Consider the following 18,978-nt stretch of genomic DNA (forward strand, 5'->3'; position numbering starts at 1 on the left):
CGGCCAAGGCTATGGGCGAATCGTCCCCGGTCTGATTGTCCCTTTGACTGCAAACTCGGGATTGCCAATACTCATGGCAACTTGACGCTACCCGCACGGAACAAGGAATAACCCTTTGAAGCTGGAACTCAAGAACAGCTTGTCGGTGAAGTTGCTCCGGGTCGTGCTCCTGTCGGCATTGATCGTCGGCGTAGTCTTGAGCTGCGCACAGATCGTTTTCGATGCTTACAAAACCCGCCAGGCCGTTGCCGGCGACGCCGAACGCATCCTCGACATGTTCCGCGATCCCTCGACCCAGGCGGTTTACAGCCTCGACCGGGAAATGGGCATGCAGGTGATCGAAGGCCTGTTCCAGGACGATGCCGTGCGTCAGGCTTCTATCGGCCATCCCAACGAAGCCATGCTCGCGCAGAAGTCCCGCGAATTGCAGCAGTCCAACAGCCGCTGGCTGACCGACCTGATTCTCGGCCAGGAACGCACCTTCACCACGCAACTGGTAGGGCGTGGTCCGTACAGCGAGTACTACGGCGACCTGAGCATCACCCTCGACACCGCCACCTATGGCGAGGGCTTTATCGTCAGTTCGGTGATCATCTTTATTTCCGGGGTTTTGCGCGCACTGGCCATGGGCCTGGTGTTGTATCTGGTCTATCACTGGCTGCTGACCAAGCCGTTGTCGCGGATCATCGAGCACCTCACCGAGATCAACCCCGATCGCCCCAGCGAACACAAGATTCCGCAGCTCAAGGGCCACGAAAAAAACGAGCTGGGGATCTGGATCAACACCGCCAATCAGTTGCTTGAATCGATCGAACGCAACACCCATCTGCGTCATGAAGCGGAAAACAGCCTGCTGCGCATGGCCCAGTACGACTTCCTCACCGGCCTGCCGAATCGCCAGCAACTCCAGCAGCAACTGGACAAGATTCTGGTCGACGCCGGCAAGCTGCAACGCCGGGTCGCGGTGTTGTGCGTGGGGCTGGATGATTTCAAAGGCATCAACGAGCAATTCAGCTACCAGACCGGCGACCAATTGTTGTTGGCCCTGGCCGATCGTCTGCGCGCCCACAGCGGCCGCCTCGGCGCCCTCGCCCGCCTCGGCGGCGACCAGTTCGCACTGGTACAAGCGGATATCGAGCAACCTTACGAAGCGGCCGAACTGGCGCAAAGCATCCTTGATGATCTGGAGGCGCCGTTCGCCCTCGACCATCAGGAAATCCGCCTGCGCGCGACCATTGGCATCACCCTGTTCCCGGAGGACGGCGACAGCACCGAGAAGCTGTTGCAGAAGGCCGAGCAGACCATGACCCTGGCCAAGACCCGCTCGCGCAACCGTTATCAGTTCTATATCGCTAGCGTCGACAGCGAGATGCGCCGCCGCCGCGAGCTGGAAAAAGACTTGCGCGATGCACTGTTGCGCGATCAGTTCTATCTGGTTTATCAACCGCAGATCAGCTATCGCGATCACCGCGTGGTCGGCGTCGAAGCGCTGATTCGCTGGCAGCATCCGGAACACGGTCTGGTGCCGCCGGACCTGTTCATTCCGCTGGCAGAGCAGAACGGCACGATCATCGCCATTGGCGAATGGGTGCTCGATCAGGCCTGCAAGCAATTGCGCGAATGGCACGATATGGGTTTCGCCGACCTGCGCATGGCAGTGAATCTATCGACCGTGCAACTGCACCACGCCGAATTGCCGCGCGTGGTCAACAACCTGCTGCAGATGTACCGCCTGCCACCGCGCAGTCTGGAACTGGAGGTCACCGAAACCGGCCTGATGGAAGACATCAGCACCGCCGCCCAGCACTTGCTCAGCCTGCGCCGCTCTGGCGCTTTGATCGCCATCGATGACTTCGGCACCGGCTATTCATCCCTGAGCTATCTGAAAAGCCTGCCGCTGGACAAGATCAAGATCGACAAGAGCTTCGTTCAGGACCTGCTCGATGACGACGACGATGCGACCATCGTTCGCGCGATCATTCAACTGGGCAAGAGCCTGGGCATGCAGGTGATTGCCGAGGGCGTGGAAACCGCCGAACAGGAAAGCTACATCATCTCCGAAGGCTGCCACGAAGGTCAGGGTTACCACTACAGCAAACCGCTGCCGGCCCGGGAACTGGGCGCCTATCTCAAACAGGCGCAACGCAGTAACGCGGCCATTCTCTAGAAGATCAAAAGATCGCAGCCTGCGGCAGCTCCTACATTTGGAATGCGTTCCCACTGTAGGAGCTGCCGCAGGCTGCGATCTTTTGATCTGCGTAAATAAGAAATATTTCCAGCCACAACCCTTTACACATAATGCGAAAGATTTGCATTATGTCGCAGTTTTGCGCACCCCCAGCGCGAGTCCACTCAACTATCGAAGCAGGATGTTCGCCATGATTCGTATGCCTCTGGCTACCGCCAGTCTGCTGGCCATCGCTATTTCCCTCGCCGGTTGCGGCGAAGGCAAAGACAAGGCCGCCGCTCCGGCCGCACCGACCCCAGCCGCCAGCACCACCGCACCTGCGGCGGCGCCTGCCACTGCCGGTAAAGTCGACGAAGCCGCCGCCAAGGCTGTGGTCGCGCACTACGCCGACATGGTCTTCGCCGTTTACAGCGATGCCGAATCCACCGCGAAAACCCTGCAGACCGCCGTCGACGCCTTCCTCGCCAAGCCGAACGCCGACACCCTGAAAGCCGCCAAGGCTGCCTGGGTCGCCGCGCGCGTTCCGTACCTGCAGAGCGAAGTGTTCCGCTTCGGCAACACCATCATCGACGATTGGGAAGGTCAGGTTAACGCCTGGCCTCTGGACGAGGGTCTGATCGACTACGTCGACAAATCCTACGAGCACGCTCTGGGTAACCCGGGCGCCACCGCCAACATCATCGCCAACACCGAAGTTCAGGTCGGCGAAGACAAGGTCGACGTCAAAGACATCACCCCGGAAAAACTCGCCAGCCTCAACGAGCTGGGCGGTTCCGAAGCCAACGTCGCCACCGGCTACCACGCGATCGAGTTCCTGCTGTGGGGCCAGGACCTCAATGGCACCGGCCCTGGCGCTGGCAACCGTCCGGCCTCCGACTACCTGGAAGGCGCCGGCGCCACTGGCGGTCACAACGATCGTCGTCGTGCTTACCTGAAGTCCGTGACCCAACTGCTGGTCAGCGACCTGGAAGAAATGGTCGGCAACTGGAAGCCGAACGTGGCTGACAACTACCGTGCCACCCTGGAAGCCGAGCCGGGCGAAACCGGTCTGCGCAAAATGCTCTTCGGCATGGGCAGCCTGTCCCTGGGTGAACTGGCGGGCGAACGTATGAAGGTTTCCCTCGAAGCCAACTCCCCTGAAGACGAGCAGGATTGCTTCAGCGACAACACCCACAACTCGCACTTCTACGATGCCAAAGGCATTCGTAACGTCTACCTGGGCGAGTACACCCGTGTTGACGGCACCAAAATGACCGGCGCCAGCCTGTCGTCGCTGGTGGCCAAGGCCGACCCGGCTGCCGACACCGCACTGAAAGCCGATCTGGCCGCTACCGAAGCGAAGATCCAGGTCATGGTCGATCACGCCAACAAGGGTGAGCACTACGACCAACTGATCGCTGCCGGCAACACTGCGGGCAACCAGATCGTTCGCGACGCCATCGCCTCGCTGGTCAAGCAGACCGGTTCGATCGAAGCCGCTGCCGGCAAACTGGGCATCAGCGACCTGAACCCGGACAACGCTGATCACGAGTTCTGATCAACTGCGTCTGCGTCAAAAAAAGGCGACCTTCGGGTCGCCTTTTTCATATCTGCCCTACACAAAACCCTGCTCCATGGTGTGTTCGATATCAGGTACACCACCCATCCCTGTGGGAGCGAGCCTGCTCGCGAAGGCTGTATCGGCCGCCACATTTTCAGCGCGTCGGACACCGCTTTCGCGAGCAGGCTCGCTCCCACAGGGTTTCCATGGTGTTCAAGGCTTGCGCGATATCAAGCAAACGATAATTCCTCTTATTCAAACTCCTTCGCCCTGTTAGACTTTGCGCCTTTATTTTCGCCCGTCCGCAGGATGTCTGATGCCCTCGCTGCCTCTTCGCTTGTCCGCACTGTTGCTGGCCCTGGGCCTGAGTGCCTGCGATGACGCCCCGCGTTTCACCAAGGCTGAGCCGGGTGAAGCACGTTCGGGCGGTGCAGCGACCGTGCGCAAGACCGATCAGAACGCATTCTCCCTGCCCTCGGCCAACCTGCCACCGTCACGGCGAGTGGATTTCAGTGTCGGCAACAGTTTCTTCCGCAGCCCATGGGTGATCGCACCGTCGACCACCACGGCGCGCGATGGCCTCGGCCCGTTGTTCAACACCAACGCCTGCCAGAACTGCCACATCAAGGACGGTCGCGGCCACCCACCGACGCCGGATGCGGCCAACGCGGTGTCGATGCTGGTCAGGCTGTCGATCCCCGACGCGCCGGAATATGCCCGGCTCATCGAGCAGGCTGGCGTAGTGCCTGAGCCGGTCTACGGCGGCCAGTTCCAGGACATGGCCGTGCCCGGCGTCGCCCCGGAAGGCAAAGTGCGCGTCGATTACACGCCAGTGCCCGTGCGTTTCAAGGACGGCACCGAAGTCGAATTGCGCAAGCCAGTGTTGCAGATCACCCAACTGGGCTACGGCCCGATGCACCCGGACACGCGTTTCTCGGCCCGCGTTGCCCCGCCGATGATTGGTCTGGGCCTGCTCGAAGCAATCCCCGAAGAAGCGATTCTGGCCAACGCCGCCGCGCAAGCCAAAGACAACAAAGGCATCAATGGCCGTCCCAATCAGGTCTGGGATGATGCGTTGCAGAAGACCGTCATGGGCAGATTCGGCTGGAAAGCCGGGCAACCGAACCTCAATCAACAGAACGTCCACGCGTTTTCCGGTGACATGGGCCTCACCACCAGCCTGCGCCCATTCGATGACTGCACCGAGGCGCAAACTGCCTGCAAACAGGCACCGAACGGCAATGGCCCGGACGGCGAGCCGGAAGTCAGCGATAACATTCTGCGTCTGGTGCTGTTCTACAGCCGTAACCTCGCTGTGCCGGCACGTCGTGGCGTCAACGATGCACAAGTGCTGGCCGGCAAGAGCCTGTTTTTCCAGGCCGGTTGCGATTCGTGCCACACGCCGAAATACACCACCGTCGCCAACGCGGCCGAACCTGAACTGGCCAATCAAGTGATTCGTCCGTACAGCGATCTGTTGCTGCATGACATGGGCGACGGCCTGGCCGACAACCGTACGGAATTCCAGGCCTCTGGCCGCGACTGGCGCACGCCGCCGTTGTGGGGGATCGGCCTGACGCAAGCCGTCAGCGGCCACACACAGTTTTTGCATGACGGTCGCGCGCGCAATCTGCTCGAAGCGGTGCTTTGGCATGGCGGCGAAGCGCAAGCCGCGCAGCAACAGGTTTTGTCTTTCAATGCCGAGCAGCGTGCCGCGCTGCTGGCGTTTTTGAACTCACTTTAAACACTGAAAAGAATCGGGAGCCCGACATGTTCCGTCCCAAGCTACTGTTCACCAGCCTTGCCGCGCTCGCCCTCGGTGCCTGCTCGCCGCAGGATCCGCAAGCGGTCACGTCGGCGGCCATCGCCAAATCGGTGATCCTGCCGACCTACACCCGTTGGGTCGAGGCCGACAAGCAACTGGCGGTCAGCGCCCTCGCCTATTGCCAGGGCAAGGAAACCCTGGAAACCGCCCGCGCCGATTTCCTGCACGCGCAGAAAGCCTGGGCCGAGCTGCAACCGCTGCTGATCGGCCCGTTGGCTGAGGGCAACCGTTCGTGGCAAGTACAGTTCTGGCCGGACAAGAAGAACCTCGTCGGCCGTCAGGTCGAGCAACTGGTCGTCGCGCAGCCGCAGATCGACGCCGCCGCCCTGGCCAAATCGAGCGTAGTCGTTCAAGGTCTGTCGGCGTACGAGTACATCCTGTTCGACGCCAAGCCTGACGTGGCCAACGCCGAGCAGAAAGCCAAGTACTGCCCACTGCTGATCGCCATTGGCGAACGACAGAAGCAACTGGCCGAAGAGATTCTGCAGGGCTGGAACAACACTGACGGCATGCTCGCGCAGATGACCAAGTTCCCCAACCAGCGCTACGCCGACTCCCACGAAGCGATCGCCGATCTGCTGCGTGTGCAAGTCACTGCACTGGACACTCTGAAGAAAAAACTCGGCACGCCAATGGGCCGTCAGAGCAAAGGCGTGCCTCAACCGTTCCAAGCCGATGCCTGGCGCAGCCAGTCCTCGCTGACCGCACTGGAGGCCAGCCTCGCCGCTGCCAAAACCGTCTGGGAAGGTGTCGACAACAAAGGCCTGCGCGGTCTGTTGCCGGCTGAGCAGAAGCCACTGGCGGACAAGATCGACGCTGCCTACGCCGCTTCGCTGAAACTGTTCGACAGCACTCAGCGTTCGCTCGGCGAAATGCTCGAAGACGACGCCGGTCGTCAGCAACTGAACGACATCTACGACAGCCTCAACGTGGTCCATCGCCTGCACGAAGGCGAACTGGCCAAGGCGCTGGGCATCCAACTGGGCTTCAACGCCAACGACGGTGACTGATGAGGGCAAGTGCCATGCTGCGACGTCAGGTTCTGACTTTAGGTAGTGCACTGCTGGGAGCAGTGACGCTGGGCGGCTGGACGCTGTTCAAACGCAAGGATCAGAGCCCGCTGTTGCTGTCGGCGCGCGACGACACCGACGGCAAGCACTACGCCGTCGGCTATCGGCTGGATGGCACGCGGGTGTTCGCCACCGAAGTCGGGCAGCGTTGCCACGACATCATCAACCATCCGACGCAGCCGATTGCACTGTTCGTCGCGCGGCGTCCGGGCACCGAGAGTTACCTGATCGACCTGCGCGACGGTAAGTTGCTGCAGACCGTGACCTCGCAGCCGAACCGGCACTTCTACGGCCACGCCGTGGTGCACAAGGACGGCGAATACCTGTACGCCACCGAGAACGACACCACCGATCCTGGCCGTGGCCTGCTCGGCGTCTACAAGTTCGAAGGCGAGCGACTGGTGCACACGGGCGAGATTTCCACCCACGGTCTCGGTCCGCATCAGGTGTCGTGGATGCCTGACGGCGAGACGCTGGTGGTGGCCAATGGCGGGATTCGTACCGAGGCAGAAAGCCGCGTCGACATGAACCTCAACGCCATGGAGCCAAGTCTGGTCTTGATGCAACGTGACGGCACTTTGCTGAGCAAGGAAACCCTCGCCCAGCAGATGAACAGCGTGCGCCATCTGGGCATCGCCAGCGACGGCACCATCGTCGCCGGTCAGCAGTTCATGGGCGCCTCGCATGAGCGTTCGGAGTTGCTGGCGATCAAGCGTCCGGGGCAGCCGTTCGTGGCGTTCCCGGTGCCGGAGCATCAGTTGCAGTCGATGGGGCATTACACCGCCAGTGTTGCGGTGCACAGCGACTTGCGCCTGGTTGCGCTGACGGCGCCGCGTGGCAACCGCTTCTTTATCTGGGATCTGGACAGTGGCGAGGTGCGCCTCGACGCGCCGTTGCCCGATTGCGCGGGTGTGGGTGCGGTGAAGGACGGTTTTGTCGTGACCTCCGGGCAAGGACGTTGCCGTTACTACGATTGCCGTCAGGATGAGCTGCTGGCCAAGCCACTGGAATTACCGGCGGGGCTCTGGGACAACCATCTGCACTTGATGGCGTAAAACTGCCTTAAAAGATCGCAGCCTGCGGCAGCTCCTGCATTGGAATGCACTCCTCTGCAGGAACTGCCGCAGGCTCCGGTCTTTTTGCGCCCCCCTGTAAGAACTGCCAGTTGGAATCCCCCCTGTACTCGGAGTAATGTGCCCGCCTGTCTCACCTGATTTATCCAAGGAACTGGAAATATGCTGCGTCGCCGCATGCTGATCATGTTGGGTGTTGTTTTGTTGATCGTCCTGGTGCTGGGCGGATACAAAGCCTTTTCGATCTACACAATGATCCAGGGCTTTTCCAAGCCGAAACCGCCGATCAGCGTTGCCGTGGCCAATGCCACCGAGCAGCCGTGGCAGATGCGTTTGCCCACCGTCGGCTCTCTCAAGGCGCTGCAAGGTGTCGAGCTGAGCCTGGAAGTGGCCGGCACCGTCACCGAACTCAAGTTCGAGTCCGGACAGAAGGTCAAGGCCGGGCAACCCTTGCTGCAACTCGACAGTGGCGTCGAAACTGCCCTGCTGGAAACCGCCAAGGCTGATCTCGGGCTGGCGCAACTGGACTTCGGCCGTGGCGCGCAACTGGTCGATAGCCGCGCAATCTCCAAAGGCGAGTACGACCGGCTCTCCGCTGTACTGCAGAAAAATAAAGCCACGGTCAATCAGCTCAACGCTTCGCTGGCGAAAAAACGCATCCTCGCACCGTTCAGCGGCACCATCGGCATCCGTCAGGTCGACGTCGGCGACTACCTCGCCAGCGGCACCAAAATCGCCACGCTGCAAGATCTGAGCAGCCTCTACGCCGACTTCTACCTGCCCGAACAATCGGTGCCGAAACTGGCCATCGGTCAGCCGGTGCAGATTGCAGTCGCCGCCTATCCCAAGCAAAACTTCGCCGGCAAGATCAGCGCGATCAACCCGATCGTCGAAAGCACTACGCGCAACATTCTGGTTCGCGCCACGCTGGCCAACCCCGACGGCAAATTGCTGCCGGGCATGTTCGCCAGCCTCGAGGTATTGCTGCCGGATCCACAGAAGCACATTGTCGTGCCGGAGAGCGCGATCACCTACACCCTCTACGGCAACTCGATCTACGTGGTCGGGCAAAAGAAGGCCGAAGACGGCAGCGTCGAAAAGGACGACAAGGGCCAACCGGTGCTGATCGCCGAACGCCGCTTCATCGAAACCGGTGAGCGCCGCGATGGCCTGGTGATGATCAAAAAGGGCGTGCAAAGTGGCGAACAAGTGGTGACGGCTGGCCAGATCAAACTGGACAACGGTGCCCACATTGCCATCAGCGACGACAAGACCCTCGGCGAGCAGAACAGTTCGCCGCGCGCCGACTGATCAAGGAAATCCCATGGCTTTTACTGATCCGTTCATTCGCCGCCCGGTGCTCGCCACCGTGGTCAGCCTGTTGATTGTGCTGCTGGGCTTTCAGGCCTGGAGCAAGTTGCCGCTGCGCCAATACCCGCAAATGGAAAACGCCCTGATCACGGTGACCACCGCTTATCCCGGAGCCAACGCCGAAACCATTCAGGGCTACATCACCCAGCCGATGCAGCAGAGCCTCGCCAGCGCCGAGGGCATCGACTACATGACTTCGGTCAGCCGGCAGAACTTCTCGGTGATTTCGATTTACGCCCGTATCGGTTCCAACACCGACCGTCTGTTCACCGAACTGCTGGCCAAAGCCAACGAGGTGAAAAACAAGCTGCCACAGGACGCCGAAGACCCGGTGCTGAGCAAGGAGTCCGCCGACGCCTCGGCGCTGATGTACATCAGTTTCTTCAGCAAGGACTTGAGCAACCCGCAAATCACCGACTACCTGTCACGGGTGATCCAGCCAAAACTGGCGACCTTGCCGGGCATGGCCGAGGCGGAGATTCTCGGCAATCAGGTGTTCGCCATGCGCTTGTGGCTCGACCCGGTGAAACTCGCCGGTTTCGGCCTCAGCGCCAGCGATGTGACCAACGCCGTGCGCCAGTACAACTTCCTCTCCGCCGCCGGCGAAGTGAAAGGCGAGTATGTGGTCACCAGCATAAACGCCAACACCGAACTGAAATCCGCTGAAGCCTTCGCGGCGATTCCGCTCAAGGTCAGTGGCGACAGCCGCGTGTTGCTGAGTGATGTCGCGCGGGTGGAAATGGGCGCGGAAAACTACGATTCGATCAGCTCGTTTGGCGGCACGCCGTCGGTGTACATCGGCATCAAGGCCACCCCGGGCGCCAACCCGCTGGACGTGATCAAGGAAGTGCGCAAGCTGATGCCCGAGCTGGAAGCGCAACTGCCGCCGAACCTGAAAAGCGAGATCGCCTACGACGCCACGCTGTTTATCCAGGCCTCGATCGATGAAGTGGTAAAAACCCTGTTCGAGGCGGTGCTGATCGTCATCGTCGTGGTGTTCCTGTTCCTCGGCGCATTGCGCTCGGTGCTAATCCCGGTGGTGACCATTCCGCTGTCGATGATCGGCGTGATGTTCTTCATGCAGATGATGGGTTACTCGATGAATCTGCTGACGCTGCTGGCGATGGTGCTGGCCATCGGTCTGGTGGTGGACGATGCGATTGTCGTGGTGGAAAACATTCACCGGCATATCGAGGAAGGCAAGACGCCGTTTGATGCGGCGCTGGAAGGCGCACGGGAAATCGCCATGCCGGTGGTGTCGATGACCATCACCCTGGCGGCGGTGTATGCGCCGATCGGTTTCCTCACCGGGCTGACCGGAGCGTTGTTCAAGGAGTTTGCGCTGACCCTGGCCGGCGCCGTGGTGATTTCCGGAATCGTCGCCCTGACCCTGTCGCCGATGATGTGCGCGTTTTTGCTGCGCCACGAGGAAAATCCCAGCGGCCTCGCGCATCGCCTCGACCGCATTTTTGACGGCCTCAAGCGCCGCTATCAGAGCATGCTGCACGGCACGCTGAACACGCGGCCGGTGGTGCTGGTGTTCGCAGTGATCGTGTTGTGCCTGATCCCGGTGTTCCTCAAGTTCACCAAATCGGAACTGGCCCCGGACGAAGATCAGGGCATCATTTTCATGATGGCCACTGCGCCGCAGCCAACCAACCTCGATTACCTGAGCACCTACACCGACGAATTCATCAAGATCTTCAAAGAGTTCCCGGAGTACTACTCCTCGTTCCAGATCAACGGCTACAACGGTGTACAGGCGGGGATCGGCGGCTTCCTGCTCAAGCCGTGGAATGAGCGCAGTCGCACGCAGATGCAAATCCTCCCCGAGGTACAAGGCAAACTGGAAGGCATTCCGGGCTTGCAGATCTTTGGTTTCAACCTGCCCTCCCTGCCCGGCACCGGTGAAGGCTTGCCGTTCGAGTTCGTGGTCAACACCGCCAACGACTATGAACTGCTGCTGCAAGTGGCTGACCGGATCAAGAAGCGCGCGATGGAATCGGGCAAGTTCGCTTTCGTCGACCTCGATCTGGCGTTCGACAAACCCGAGGTGGTAGTCGATATCGACCGCGCCAAAGCAGCGCAGATGGGCGTGTCGATGCAGGATCTCGGCGGTACGCTGGCGACGCTGTTGGGCGAGGCGGAAATCAACCGTTTCACCATTGATGGGCGCAGCTATAAGGTCATTGCCCAGGTCGAGCGCCCCTATCGCGATAACCCGGACTGGCTGAACAACTACTACGTGAAAAACACTCAGGGCGAGTTATTGCCGCTGTCGACGCTGATCAAGGTCAGCGACCGCGCACGACCGCGCCAGCTCAATCAGTTCCAGCAACTTAACGCCGCGAAGATCTCCGGTTTCCCGTTGGTGAGCATGGGTGAAGCCATCGACACCGTGTTGCAGATTGCCCGCGAGGAAGCACCGGCCGGGTTTGCTTTCGACTACGGCGGCGCCTCACGCCAGTTCGTGCAGGAAGGCAGTGCCCTGTGGGTAACCTTCGCGCTGGCGCTGGCGATTATCTTTCTGGTGCTGGCGGCGCAGTTCGAAAGCTTCCGCGATCCGCTGGTGATCCTGGTGACGGTGCCGTTGTCGATCTGCGGCGCGCTGATACCGCTGTTCCTCGGCTGGTCGAGCATGAACATCTATACCCAGGTCGGGTTGGTGACGCTGATCGGGCTGATCAGTAAACACGGGATTCTGATCGTCGAGTTCGCCAACCAGTTGCGCAAGGACAAAGGCCTGACGGCGCGTGAAGCCGTTGAGGAAGCGGCAGCGATTCGTTTACGACCGGTGTTGATGACCACGGCGGCGATGGTGTTTGGCATGGTGCCGTTGATTCTCGCCACGGGTGCCGGCGCGGTCAGTCGGTTTGATATCGGCATGGTGATTGCCACGGGGATGTCGATTGGCACGTTGTTTACGCTGTTTGTGCTGCCGTGCGTTTACACCCTGCTGGCGAAACCCGATCCCAAACAAACAGCGTAACCCTGTGTGGGAGTGAATCCACAAAATCCGCGCATAAAAAAAGGCCTCGCATCTGCGAGGCCTTTTATGTGGGCTTCAATCGGTTCAACTCTGCGGCCTCATCCCTTGAGAAAGTCCGAACATGAACAACAACAGATCATGATCGGGTTTGGTCGCCACGGAGGCTTTTGCCACCCGTGGGACTGCGCAGTGGGCGTCGTCTACGGACGAGCCCACTACCTGCATGCGGGGCTGCTCCCAGGCAGCCACCGCCAATGACGCAACTGCCAAGGCTCCAACCAAAAACAAACCTCGTGCAATTTCTAGTTTCATCGCTATAAACCTTTGATAGCGCTGCCAAACGCCGTCTCATAAAAGTAGACGAGTTTTTTCCAGTCCGTGTCGCGGAACGACGAATGGCGGCGCAATTGCTTCATGTCGTGGGAAGCGGCGCGATAGGCGGTCAGACGCTGGCGGCATTTCTCCAGATCGATCAACGCGACTTCGACCTTGGCCGACTCGCCTTCGCCCGTCACACGCACAAACACGTGCTTGATGTAGATGCAGCTGTGCTGCCAACGGCCCTTGTGCATGCGCGCCAGGTTCTCGGCGAGGTCCTTGAGCACGCGCTCATAAACCACATCACCGCACTGATCGCGACCGCCGGCGGCTGCCAGCCAATGTTCCAGTTCCTGGAAACCGTCCAGGGACTTGGTGACCAGCAGAGCGCGCCATTTGTGCTGCGGATCAGGCTGAGCGCCGCAGAAAACGATTTGCGGCACGCGCACACCGAGCTTGCTCACGCCGGTCAGCGCATCAAGTTCACGCAAAACAGTAGGACGGCCAAAAGGGTGCAACCAACTGCGATAGATGTGACCGGTCTGGCGCTTGGCATACAGCAGTTGACCATCGCGCCCCACGACCCTTTGCACGCCACTTTCCCCGCCACGTCGAACGTTGGGTTCTTCCACCCACTCGCCGCGCTGGTTCCAGTAAAAGTCAAAGCGATCTTGCGGAGCGACATCCGTTTCTGCTGCAAATTGCACTGCCATCCTGTTACCTCTTGCGTAATACGTAAACCCGCCACATGGCGTAGAGCGGAATAAAGTCCAGTTGTTCCTGAATCCGAAAACCTGCTTCCTCGAACTCCTTTTCCACCGTAGCGGCCGGTAACACAAAGCGATTCTGATACTCGCGTTTGTCACGGTTGCGCTCGGCTCGCTGGCGTTTCCAGGCTTTGAAATTGCCATCAACCCACAGCGAAACGATCACACTGTCCCGGGTAACGCGCTCGAATTCGCGCAGAATCGCCCGGCGATGCTCGGCTTCACCGATGTGGTGGAGCAGACGCATACAGAAAATGCTGTCGACGGCGTTGTCAGGCAAGGCAATGTCGAAGGCAGAGGTGTGCAAGGGTTGTACCCGTTTCACTACATCCGCCGGTTGCGACTCCATGGCCGTCTTGATCATCGACTCGGAATTGTCCGCGCCGATAATCACCCGGTTGGCCTTTTCGCCCAACAACGGCCAGAAACGCCCGGCACCGCAAGGCAGATCCAGCACCAGTCCCGGTTCACCCACCGACGCCAGCGCCTTGCGGGCCAGCTGTTCGTCACGCCAGTGGGAGAGACGCCGTCCAAGGCTTTCTTTGTGCTTGCGCAGGTATTTCTGCGCGTGTTGATCGTCGTACTTCTCGGAAAAATCGAGTTTGATCGGACCGGCCATCACCTGGACTCCTGAATTGCTGATGTCACCACCTTAAGGAGCGGCGTGTCAGCGTCAGGTCATCCATTTGTGAAAAAAATGTCCGGTAAACAGACAAATTATTACAGCGTTATACAGGAATTAGACAGGAAGGAGGGAGTAGCATCGAGCCACTCCGTGCGTCAGATTTTGCCCAGATCCACCTCGAAGCGGCAGCCATTGGGTTCCATCGTGCTCAGGCTGACAGTCCAGCCCTGGTTCTCGCAGATCCGCTGCACCAGCGACAATCCCAACCCCAGGCCTTCGCCGCGCTTTTCGCTGCCACGCACGAAAGGCTCGAACATGGCTTCGCGTTTTTCTTCCGGAATGCCGACACCGGAGTCTTCCACCACAAAGCCGTTGGTCGTCAGTGTCAGGCGAATGAAGCCCTTCTCGGTGTAGTGACAAGCGTTGCGCAACAGGTTGCCCATCACCGCGGTCAACAACGTTGCGTTGTAGCACGTGGTCGGCGGATTTCCCGGCTCGAACTGCAAGGTCAGCCTTTTGCTTTCGATCGGCTCACGCCACACGCACAACAAGCTGTCCGCGACTTGAGCGAGATTCTGTTGCGGCGCCGAACCAGCATCTTCGCGTTGAGAGCGGGCGAGCATCAGGAAGGTCTGCACCAGCTCGCGCATTTCCTCACTGGCCCGGGCAATGCGCTCGACCTGATTGCGCCCACGCTGATCGATGGCCGGGTTTTCCATCAGCAGCTCACAGGAGCTGGCCAATACCATCAACGGCGTGCGCAACTCGTGACTGACATCGCTGGTGAACAATCTTTCACGTGTCAGCGCCTGACGCAGACGCCCCAGCGTGGCATCGAACGCCACCGCCAGTTCGCCTACTTCGTCTGCCGCGTAATCCGGTGCCAGCGGCGGCGCCAGACCAAGCAACTGATCGCGATGGCGAACCTGCCGGGCCAGGCGCACCACCGGCGCCATTACCTTGCGCGCCAGCACCCAACCGAGGAACACCGCCAGGGCCAGGCTGAGCACAAAGCCCACCAGTACCACGGCAAACAGCACCCGCTCGCGCTCTTCGAAATCGCTTTGATCCTGCAGCAGCACATAACGCCGACCGTCGACGACTTCGACCATCGCGTGATACGACAGCTGCTCGCGGAACACTTCATGGAAACCCGCATCGAGGTGACGCAGGTCCTTGGGCAGCTCGAAATCGCCCGGGCCGCCACTGAAATAGAACAACTGGTCGGGTTCCGGGCGATGGCTCCAGTCCGAAACGTTGTCCATCAGCAGAAGCCGTTGCAGATCGCCGCCCAACCCCGCCGAAATCAGTTTTTCTTCCACCAGGTGCACGGTCGCGACGATGCCCATGGCAAAGGCCCCCGCGACCAGCGCGCTCATCAGCGCAAAGGCAATGATGATCCGCTGGGAAAGGCTTTGCTTAAACTCCATCGCGGCCCTCGGCCAAGCGATAACCGACGCCGTGCACGGTTTGCAGCAATGGCTTGGCAAACGGTTTATCGATCACCTGACGCAATTGGTGGACGTGGCTGCGCAGGCTGTCGCTGTCCGGGCAATCATCGCCCCACAGCGCTTCTTCGAGAATTTCCCGGCGCAGGACGTGCGGGCTCTTCTGCATCAACACCGCCAGCAGCTTGAGGCCGACCGGATTGAGTTTCAGCAGTTTGCCTTCGCGGGTAACCTCGAGCGTGTCGAGGTCGTAGCTCAGATCACCGACCTGCAGCGACCGGCGCCCGCCACCCTGGGTCCGCCGCATCACTGCTTCGACGCGCGCGGCCAGCTCGGACAAGGCGAAGGGTTTGACCAGGTAATCGTCAGCCCCGGACTTGAAACCCTGGAGACGATCGTCCAGTTGATCGCGAGCGGTCAGCATGATCACCGGCGTGTCCCGACGAGCGTCTTCACGCAGACGTTTGCACAGGGTGTAGCCATCGATGCCGGGCAACATGATGTCGAGCACGATCAGGTCGTAATGCTCGGTGGCCGCCAGGTGCAGGCCCGACAGACCGTCCTGGGCGCAATCGACGGTATAGCCTTTGAGGCCCAGATAATCGGCCAGATTAGCCAGGATGTCGCGGTTGTCTTCGACCAATAAAATTCGCATGGGCACCTCCTCCGTACGGGGTAACGGCCGTCTTGGCCCGCGCAGCTTAAGGCCAGATTCAGCTCAGAGCTAGGGCTGAGAGCCTCTTGAAGCGACTCTCACAGGCAAAATCAAACCTTAACAAGTTTTTCACTATCGGTTCACAACCTGACTACAGTGACACCGCGACACTCTCGCGCCATTGATATAAGGAAAGTGGACAATGGACTTTTTCAAGACGGCGCCCATGCGCCTTCTGTTGCTGGTCACCGGTGTGTGGCTGCTGGTATTTCTCCTGACTCGAACCGTTCTGTTGCTGACTCATCTGGATGAGGCCGGCGGTGGCACGCTTTCGCTGTTTGGCATCGGCTTGCTGTATGACTTGGGGTTTCTTGCCTATGCGGCGTTGCCGATGGGCCTGTACCTGCTGCTCTGCCCGCCGGCCCTGTGGCGCCGCCGTGGCCATCGCTGGTTTCTGCAAGGGCTGCTGACCGTCAGCCTGTTCGCCATGCTGTTCGTGGCGGTGGCCGAGTGGCTGTTCTGGGACGAGTTCGGTGTGCGCTTCAACTTCATCGCGGTCGACTATCTGGTGTATTCCGACGAAGTGCTGAACAACGTGCTGGAGTCTTACCCGATCGGCACGCTGCTGAGCATTCTGGCATTGCTGGCCGTCGCGCTCGGTTTTGCCCTGCGCAAGCCGTTCAATGCCGCGCTGAATGCGCCATTGCCGCCGCTGCGTGGGCGCCTGCTCAATGCCCTGGGGCTGTTGATCATTGCCGGTCTGAGCCTGCAACTGCTCAGCCAGGATGCGCCACGTGCGCAAGGTGGCAATGCCTATCAGAACGAACTGGCCAGCAACGGCCCGTATCAGTTCTTCGCCGCGTTCCGGAACAACGAACTGGATTACACGCAGTTCTACAGCAGCCACACGCCCGAGGTGGTCGCCCGACAGATTCGCGCCGAACTGAGCGAGCCCAACGCGCGCTTCATCGGTCAGGACCCACAGGACATCCGCCGGATGATCGATAATCCCGGCACTGCGCGTACACCCAACATCGTCCTGGTCACCATCGAAAGCCTCAGCGCCAAATACCTGGGCAGTAACGGCGACAAACGCGACCTGACGCCCAATCTGGATGCGCTGCGTAAACAGAGCCTGTATTTCAGCAATTTCTACGCCACCGGCACCCGCACCGACCGCGGCCTGGAAGCCATCACACTGGCCATCCCACCAACCCCGGGGCGTTCGATCGTCAAGCGTATCGGTCGCGAGAGCGGTTTTGCCAGCCTTGGCCAGCAACTCAGCGCGGTGGGTTACGACAGCGTGTTCGTTTACGGTGGCCGCGGCTACTTCGACAACATGAACGCGTTCTTCAGTGGCAACGGCTATCGGGTGGTCGACCAGAGCAGCGTTGATGAAACCGAGATTCACTTCAAGAACGCCTGGGGCATGGCCGACGAGGATCTGTACAAACAGACGCTGAAGCTGGCCGATGCCGACTATGCCAAACAGCAACCGTTTCTGTTGCAGTTGATGACCACCTCCAACCATCGTCCCTACACCTACCCGGACGACCGGATCGACATCAAATCCGGTAACGGTCGCGATGGCGCGGTGAAATACACCGACTATGCGATTGGCCAGTTCCTCGACCAGGCGCGGCAAAAACCGTGGTTCGACAACACGATCTTCATCTTCGTCGCCGATCACACGGCGGGCAGCGCCGGTAAAGAAGACTTGCCGATTGCCAACTATCAAATTCCGCTGTTCATTTATGCACCGAAGCTGATCGAGCCTCGCGAGAATGGCCAACTGGCGAGCCAGATCGACCTGGCACCGACGCTGCTGGGCTTGTTGAACATGGATTACGAGTCGACGTTCTTCGGGCGCAACCTGCTGCAGGACAACCCGCTGCCACCACGCGTCGTGGTCGGCAACTACCAGCATCTGGGCCTGTTTGACGGCAAGAATCTGGCGATCCTCAGCCCGCGCCAAGGCTTGCGTCGGCATGACGATGCGCTGACCGAGAGCCGCGAATCGCGGGCCTCCAGCGATGATCCGTTGATCAGCCGCGCCATCACCTATTACCAAACCGCCAGTTATGGCTTCAAGCAACAGCTGCTTGCCTGGAAAGCACCCAAGGAGGGTGTTCCACAAGTCAGCGAACGTTAATTGAAACGCCCCGGGCTGATGCCCCGGGGCGTTTTCTTTTGTTCAGGATCCGACATGTCATCAAGTGTTGTACGCCCTACCCCTCGCCCGCTGAATCTGTGGCTGTATCTGGGTATTCCAATCATCGCGGCGATAAGCCTGATTCTGCTGGAAATGACCGACCTGGACATGGTGCTGGCGCGGTTGTTCTATGACCCGGTGGCTGGCGACTTCATTGGCCGCCACAGTTTTTTCCTGGAAGACATCCTGCACGATCGCGCCAAGCAGGTGGTGATCGCGTTTTCGGTGTTTGCGGTGCTGGGGTTTCTCGGCTCGTTCTTCGTCGGCAGACTGAAACCGTTCAAGCGCGAACTGGGTTGTCTGGTGCTGTCGCTGGGCCTGGCGACCTCGTTCGTCACCCCGGTCAAAGCCGTAACGGCGGTGCAGTGCCCATGGAGCCTGGAGCAATTTGGCGGCCATGAAACCTACAGCAAACTGATGGAACATCGTCCACAAACCGACAAACCTGGCCGTTGCTGGCCTGGTGGTCATGCGGCGACGGGGTTCACCTTGTTTGCGCTGTTCTTTGTCCTGCGTGATCGCCGTCCGCGTCTGGCCCGTCAGGCGTTTATCTTTGCCTTTGCGCTGGGTTCGGTGTTTTCGATCAGCCGGATGATGCAGGGTGCGCACTTCTTTTCGCACAACGTGTGGACGGCGATTTTCTGCTGGCTGATTTGCCTGGGGTCGTATTATTGGGTGCTGTATCGCCCGGCGGTGAAAACCGAGGCCGTGGTCAAGGCACAACCGGTCAGCGCCTGACATATAAATCCAATTGTGGGAGCCAGCCTGCTCGCGAATGCGGTGTGTCATTCAACATTAATGTTGGCTGATCCGACGCCTTTGCGAGCAGGCTCGCTCCCACAGGGGATTGGTGTGAAGCTGAAATTTGGGCAATAAAAAACCCCGCTGGCTTGCGCC

14 protein-coding genes and 1 pseudogene are annotated in these 18,978 nt (G+C 59.9%); 9 read left to right on the forward strand and 6 right to left on the reverse strand.

What is annotated here, in order from left to right:
• Positions 1-115: 115 nt before the first annotated feature.
• From HU754_RS23675 to HU754_RS23705, 7 genes are all read left to right on the forward strand, one after another.
• Positions 116-2,167 carry a putative bifunctional diguanylate cyclase/phosphodiesterase gene (locus HU754_RS23675; RefSeq protein WP_093430550.1) on the forward strand — a complete coding sequence of 684 codons (2,052 nt, stop codon included), beginning with the start codon at positions 116-118 and terminating at the stop codon, positions 2,165-2,167.
• Positions 2,168-2,378: 211 nt separating this feature from the next.
• Complete coding sequence (locus HU754_RS23680; protein ID WP_095125863.1) at positions 2,379-3,725, forward strand: imelysin family protein; 1,347 nt, start codon at positions 2,379-2,381, stop codon at positions 3,723-3,725.
• 319 nt (positions 3,726-4,044) lie between these two features.
• Positions 4,045-5,472 (forward strand): di-heme oxidoreductase family protein, encoded by a 1,428-nt coding sequence (locus tag HU754_RS23685; RefSeq protein WP_186622843.1) that lies wholly within the window; start codon positions 4,045-4,047, stop codon positions 5,470-5,472.
• Between the two features lie 26 nt (positions 5,473-5,498).
• Positions 5,499-6,563, forward strand: coding sequence for an imelysin family protein (locus tag HU754_RS23690; RefSeq protein ID WP_038366849.1), 1,065 nt, complete (start codon positions 5,499-5,501; stop codon positions 6,561-6,563).
• Between the two features lie 14 nt (positions 6,564-6,577).
• On the forward strand, positions 6,578-7,678 hold the full coding sequence (locus tag HU754_RS23695) for a DUF1513 domain-containing protein (protein ID WP_095048271.1): 1,101 nt from the start codon (positions 6,578-6,580) through the stop codon (positions 7,676-7,678).
• A 180-nt stretch (positions 7,679-7,858) separates the two neighbouring features.
• Positions 7,859-9,007, forward strand: coding sequence for an efflux RND transporter periplasmic adaptor subunit (locus HU754_RS23700; protein ID WP_186622845.1), 1,149 nt, complete (start codon positions 7,859-7,861; stop codon positions 9,005-9,007).
• A 13-nt stretch (positions 9,008-9,020) separates the two neighbouring features.
• The gene (locus HU754_RS23705; RefSeq protein WP_186622848.1) at positions 9,021-12,056 is read left to right on the forward strand and encodes a multidrug efflux RND transporter permease subunit; all 3,036 of its coding nucleotides are present in this window, start codon (positions 9,021-9,023) and stop codon (positions 12,054-12,056) included.
• An 84-nt stretch (positions 12,057-12,140) separates the two neighbouring features.
• On the opposite strand, the gene HU754_RS23710 is transcribed toward HU754_RS23705, so the two are convergent.
• The 5 genes from HU754_RS23710 to colR all read right to left on the reverse strand — a co-directional run bounded on the left by HU754_RS23710 (position 12,141) and on the right by colR (position 15,869).
• Complete coding sequence (locus HU754_RS23710) at positions 12,141-12,368, reverse strand: hypothetical protein (protein WP_093430557.1); 228 nt, start codon at positions 12,366-12,368, stop codon at positions 12,141-12,143.
• Between the two features lie 2 nt (positions 12,369-12,370).
• Entirely contained in the window at positions 12,371-13,087 is a 717-nt protein-coding gene (locus tag HU754_RS23715; RefSeq protein WP_093430558.1) for a lipopolysaccharide kinase InaA family protein, read from the reverse strand.
• A gap of 4 nt (positions 13,088-13,091) precedes the next feature.
• The gene (locus tag HU754_RS23720) at positions 13,092-13,760 is read right to left on the reverse strand and encodes a class I SAM-dependent methyltransferase (RefSeq protein ID WP_116255106.1); all 669 of its coding nucleotides are present in this window, start codon (positions 13,758-13,760) and stop codon (positions 13,092-13,094) included.
• 161 nt (positions 13,761-13,921) lie between these two features.
• Positions 13,922-15,196 carry a sensor histidine kinase gene (locus HU754_RS23725; RefSeq protein WP_099757045.1) on the reverse strand — a complete coding sequence of 425 codons (1,275 nt, stop codon included), beginning with the start codon at positions 15,194-15,196 and terminating at the stop codon, positions 13,922-13,924.
• A complete protein-coding gene (gene colR / locus HU754_RS23730) occupies positions 15,186-15,869 on the reverse strand; it encodes a two-component system response regulator ColR (RefSeq protein ID WP_186622850.1) in 684 nt (227 codons plus the stop codon). The genes HU754_RS23725 and colR overlap by 11 nt, the downstream gene beginning before the upstream one ends.
• Before the next feature lie 202 nt (positions 15,870-16,071).
• Between colR and HU754_RS23735 the strand changes: the two genes are divergently transcribed.
• Positions 16,072-18,021 carry an LTA synthase family protein gene (locus tag HU754_RS23735; protein ID WP_186622851.1) on the forward strand — a complete coding sequence of 650 codons (1,950 nt, stop codon included), beginning with the start codon at positions 16,072-16,074 and terminating at the stop codon, positions 18,019-18,021.
• 54 nt (positions 18,022-18,075) lie between these two features.
• Positions 18,076-18,819, forward strand: a complete 744-nt coding sequence (locus HU754_RS23740) for a phosphatase PAP2 family protein (RefSeq protein WP_093430562.1) — start codon at positions 18,076-18,078, stop codon at positions 18,817-18,819.
• Between the two features lie 10 nt (positions 18,820-18,829).
• On the opposite strand, the pseudogene HU754_RS29525 reads toward HU754_RS23740, so the two are convergent.
• Positions 18,830-18,955 (reverse strand): annotated as a pseudogene (locus HU754_RS29525) (metal ABC transporter ATP-binding protein); the annotation flags it as partial.
• Positions 18,956-18,978 lie beyond the last annotated feature (23 nt).

The organism is Pseudomonas zeae (genome assembly GCF_014268485.2).
GTDB lineage: Bacteria > Pseudomonadota > Gammaproteobacteria > Pseudomonadales > Pseudomonadaceae > Aquipseudomonas > Aquipseudomonas neuropathica.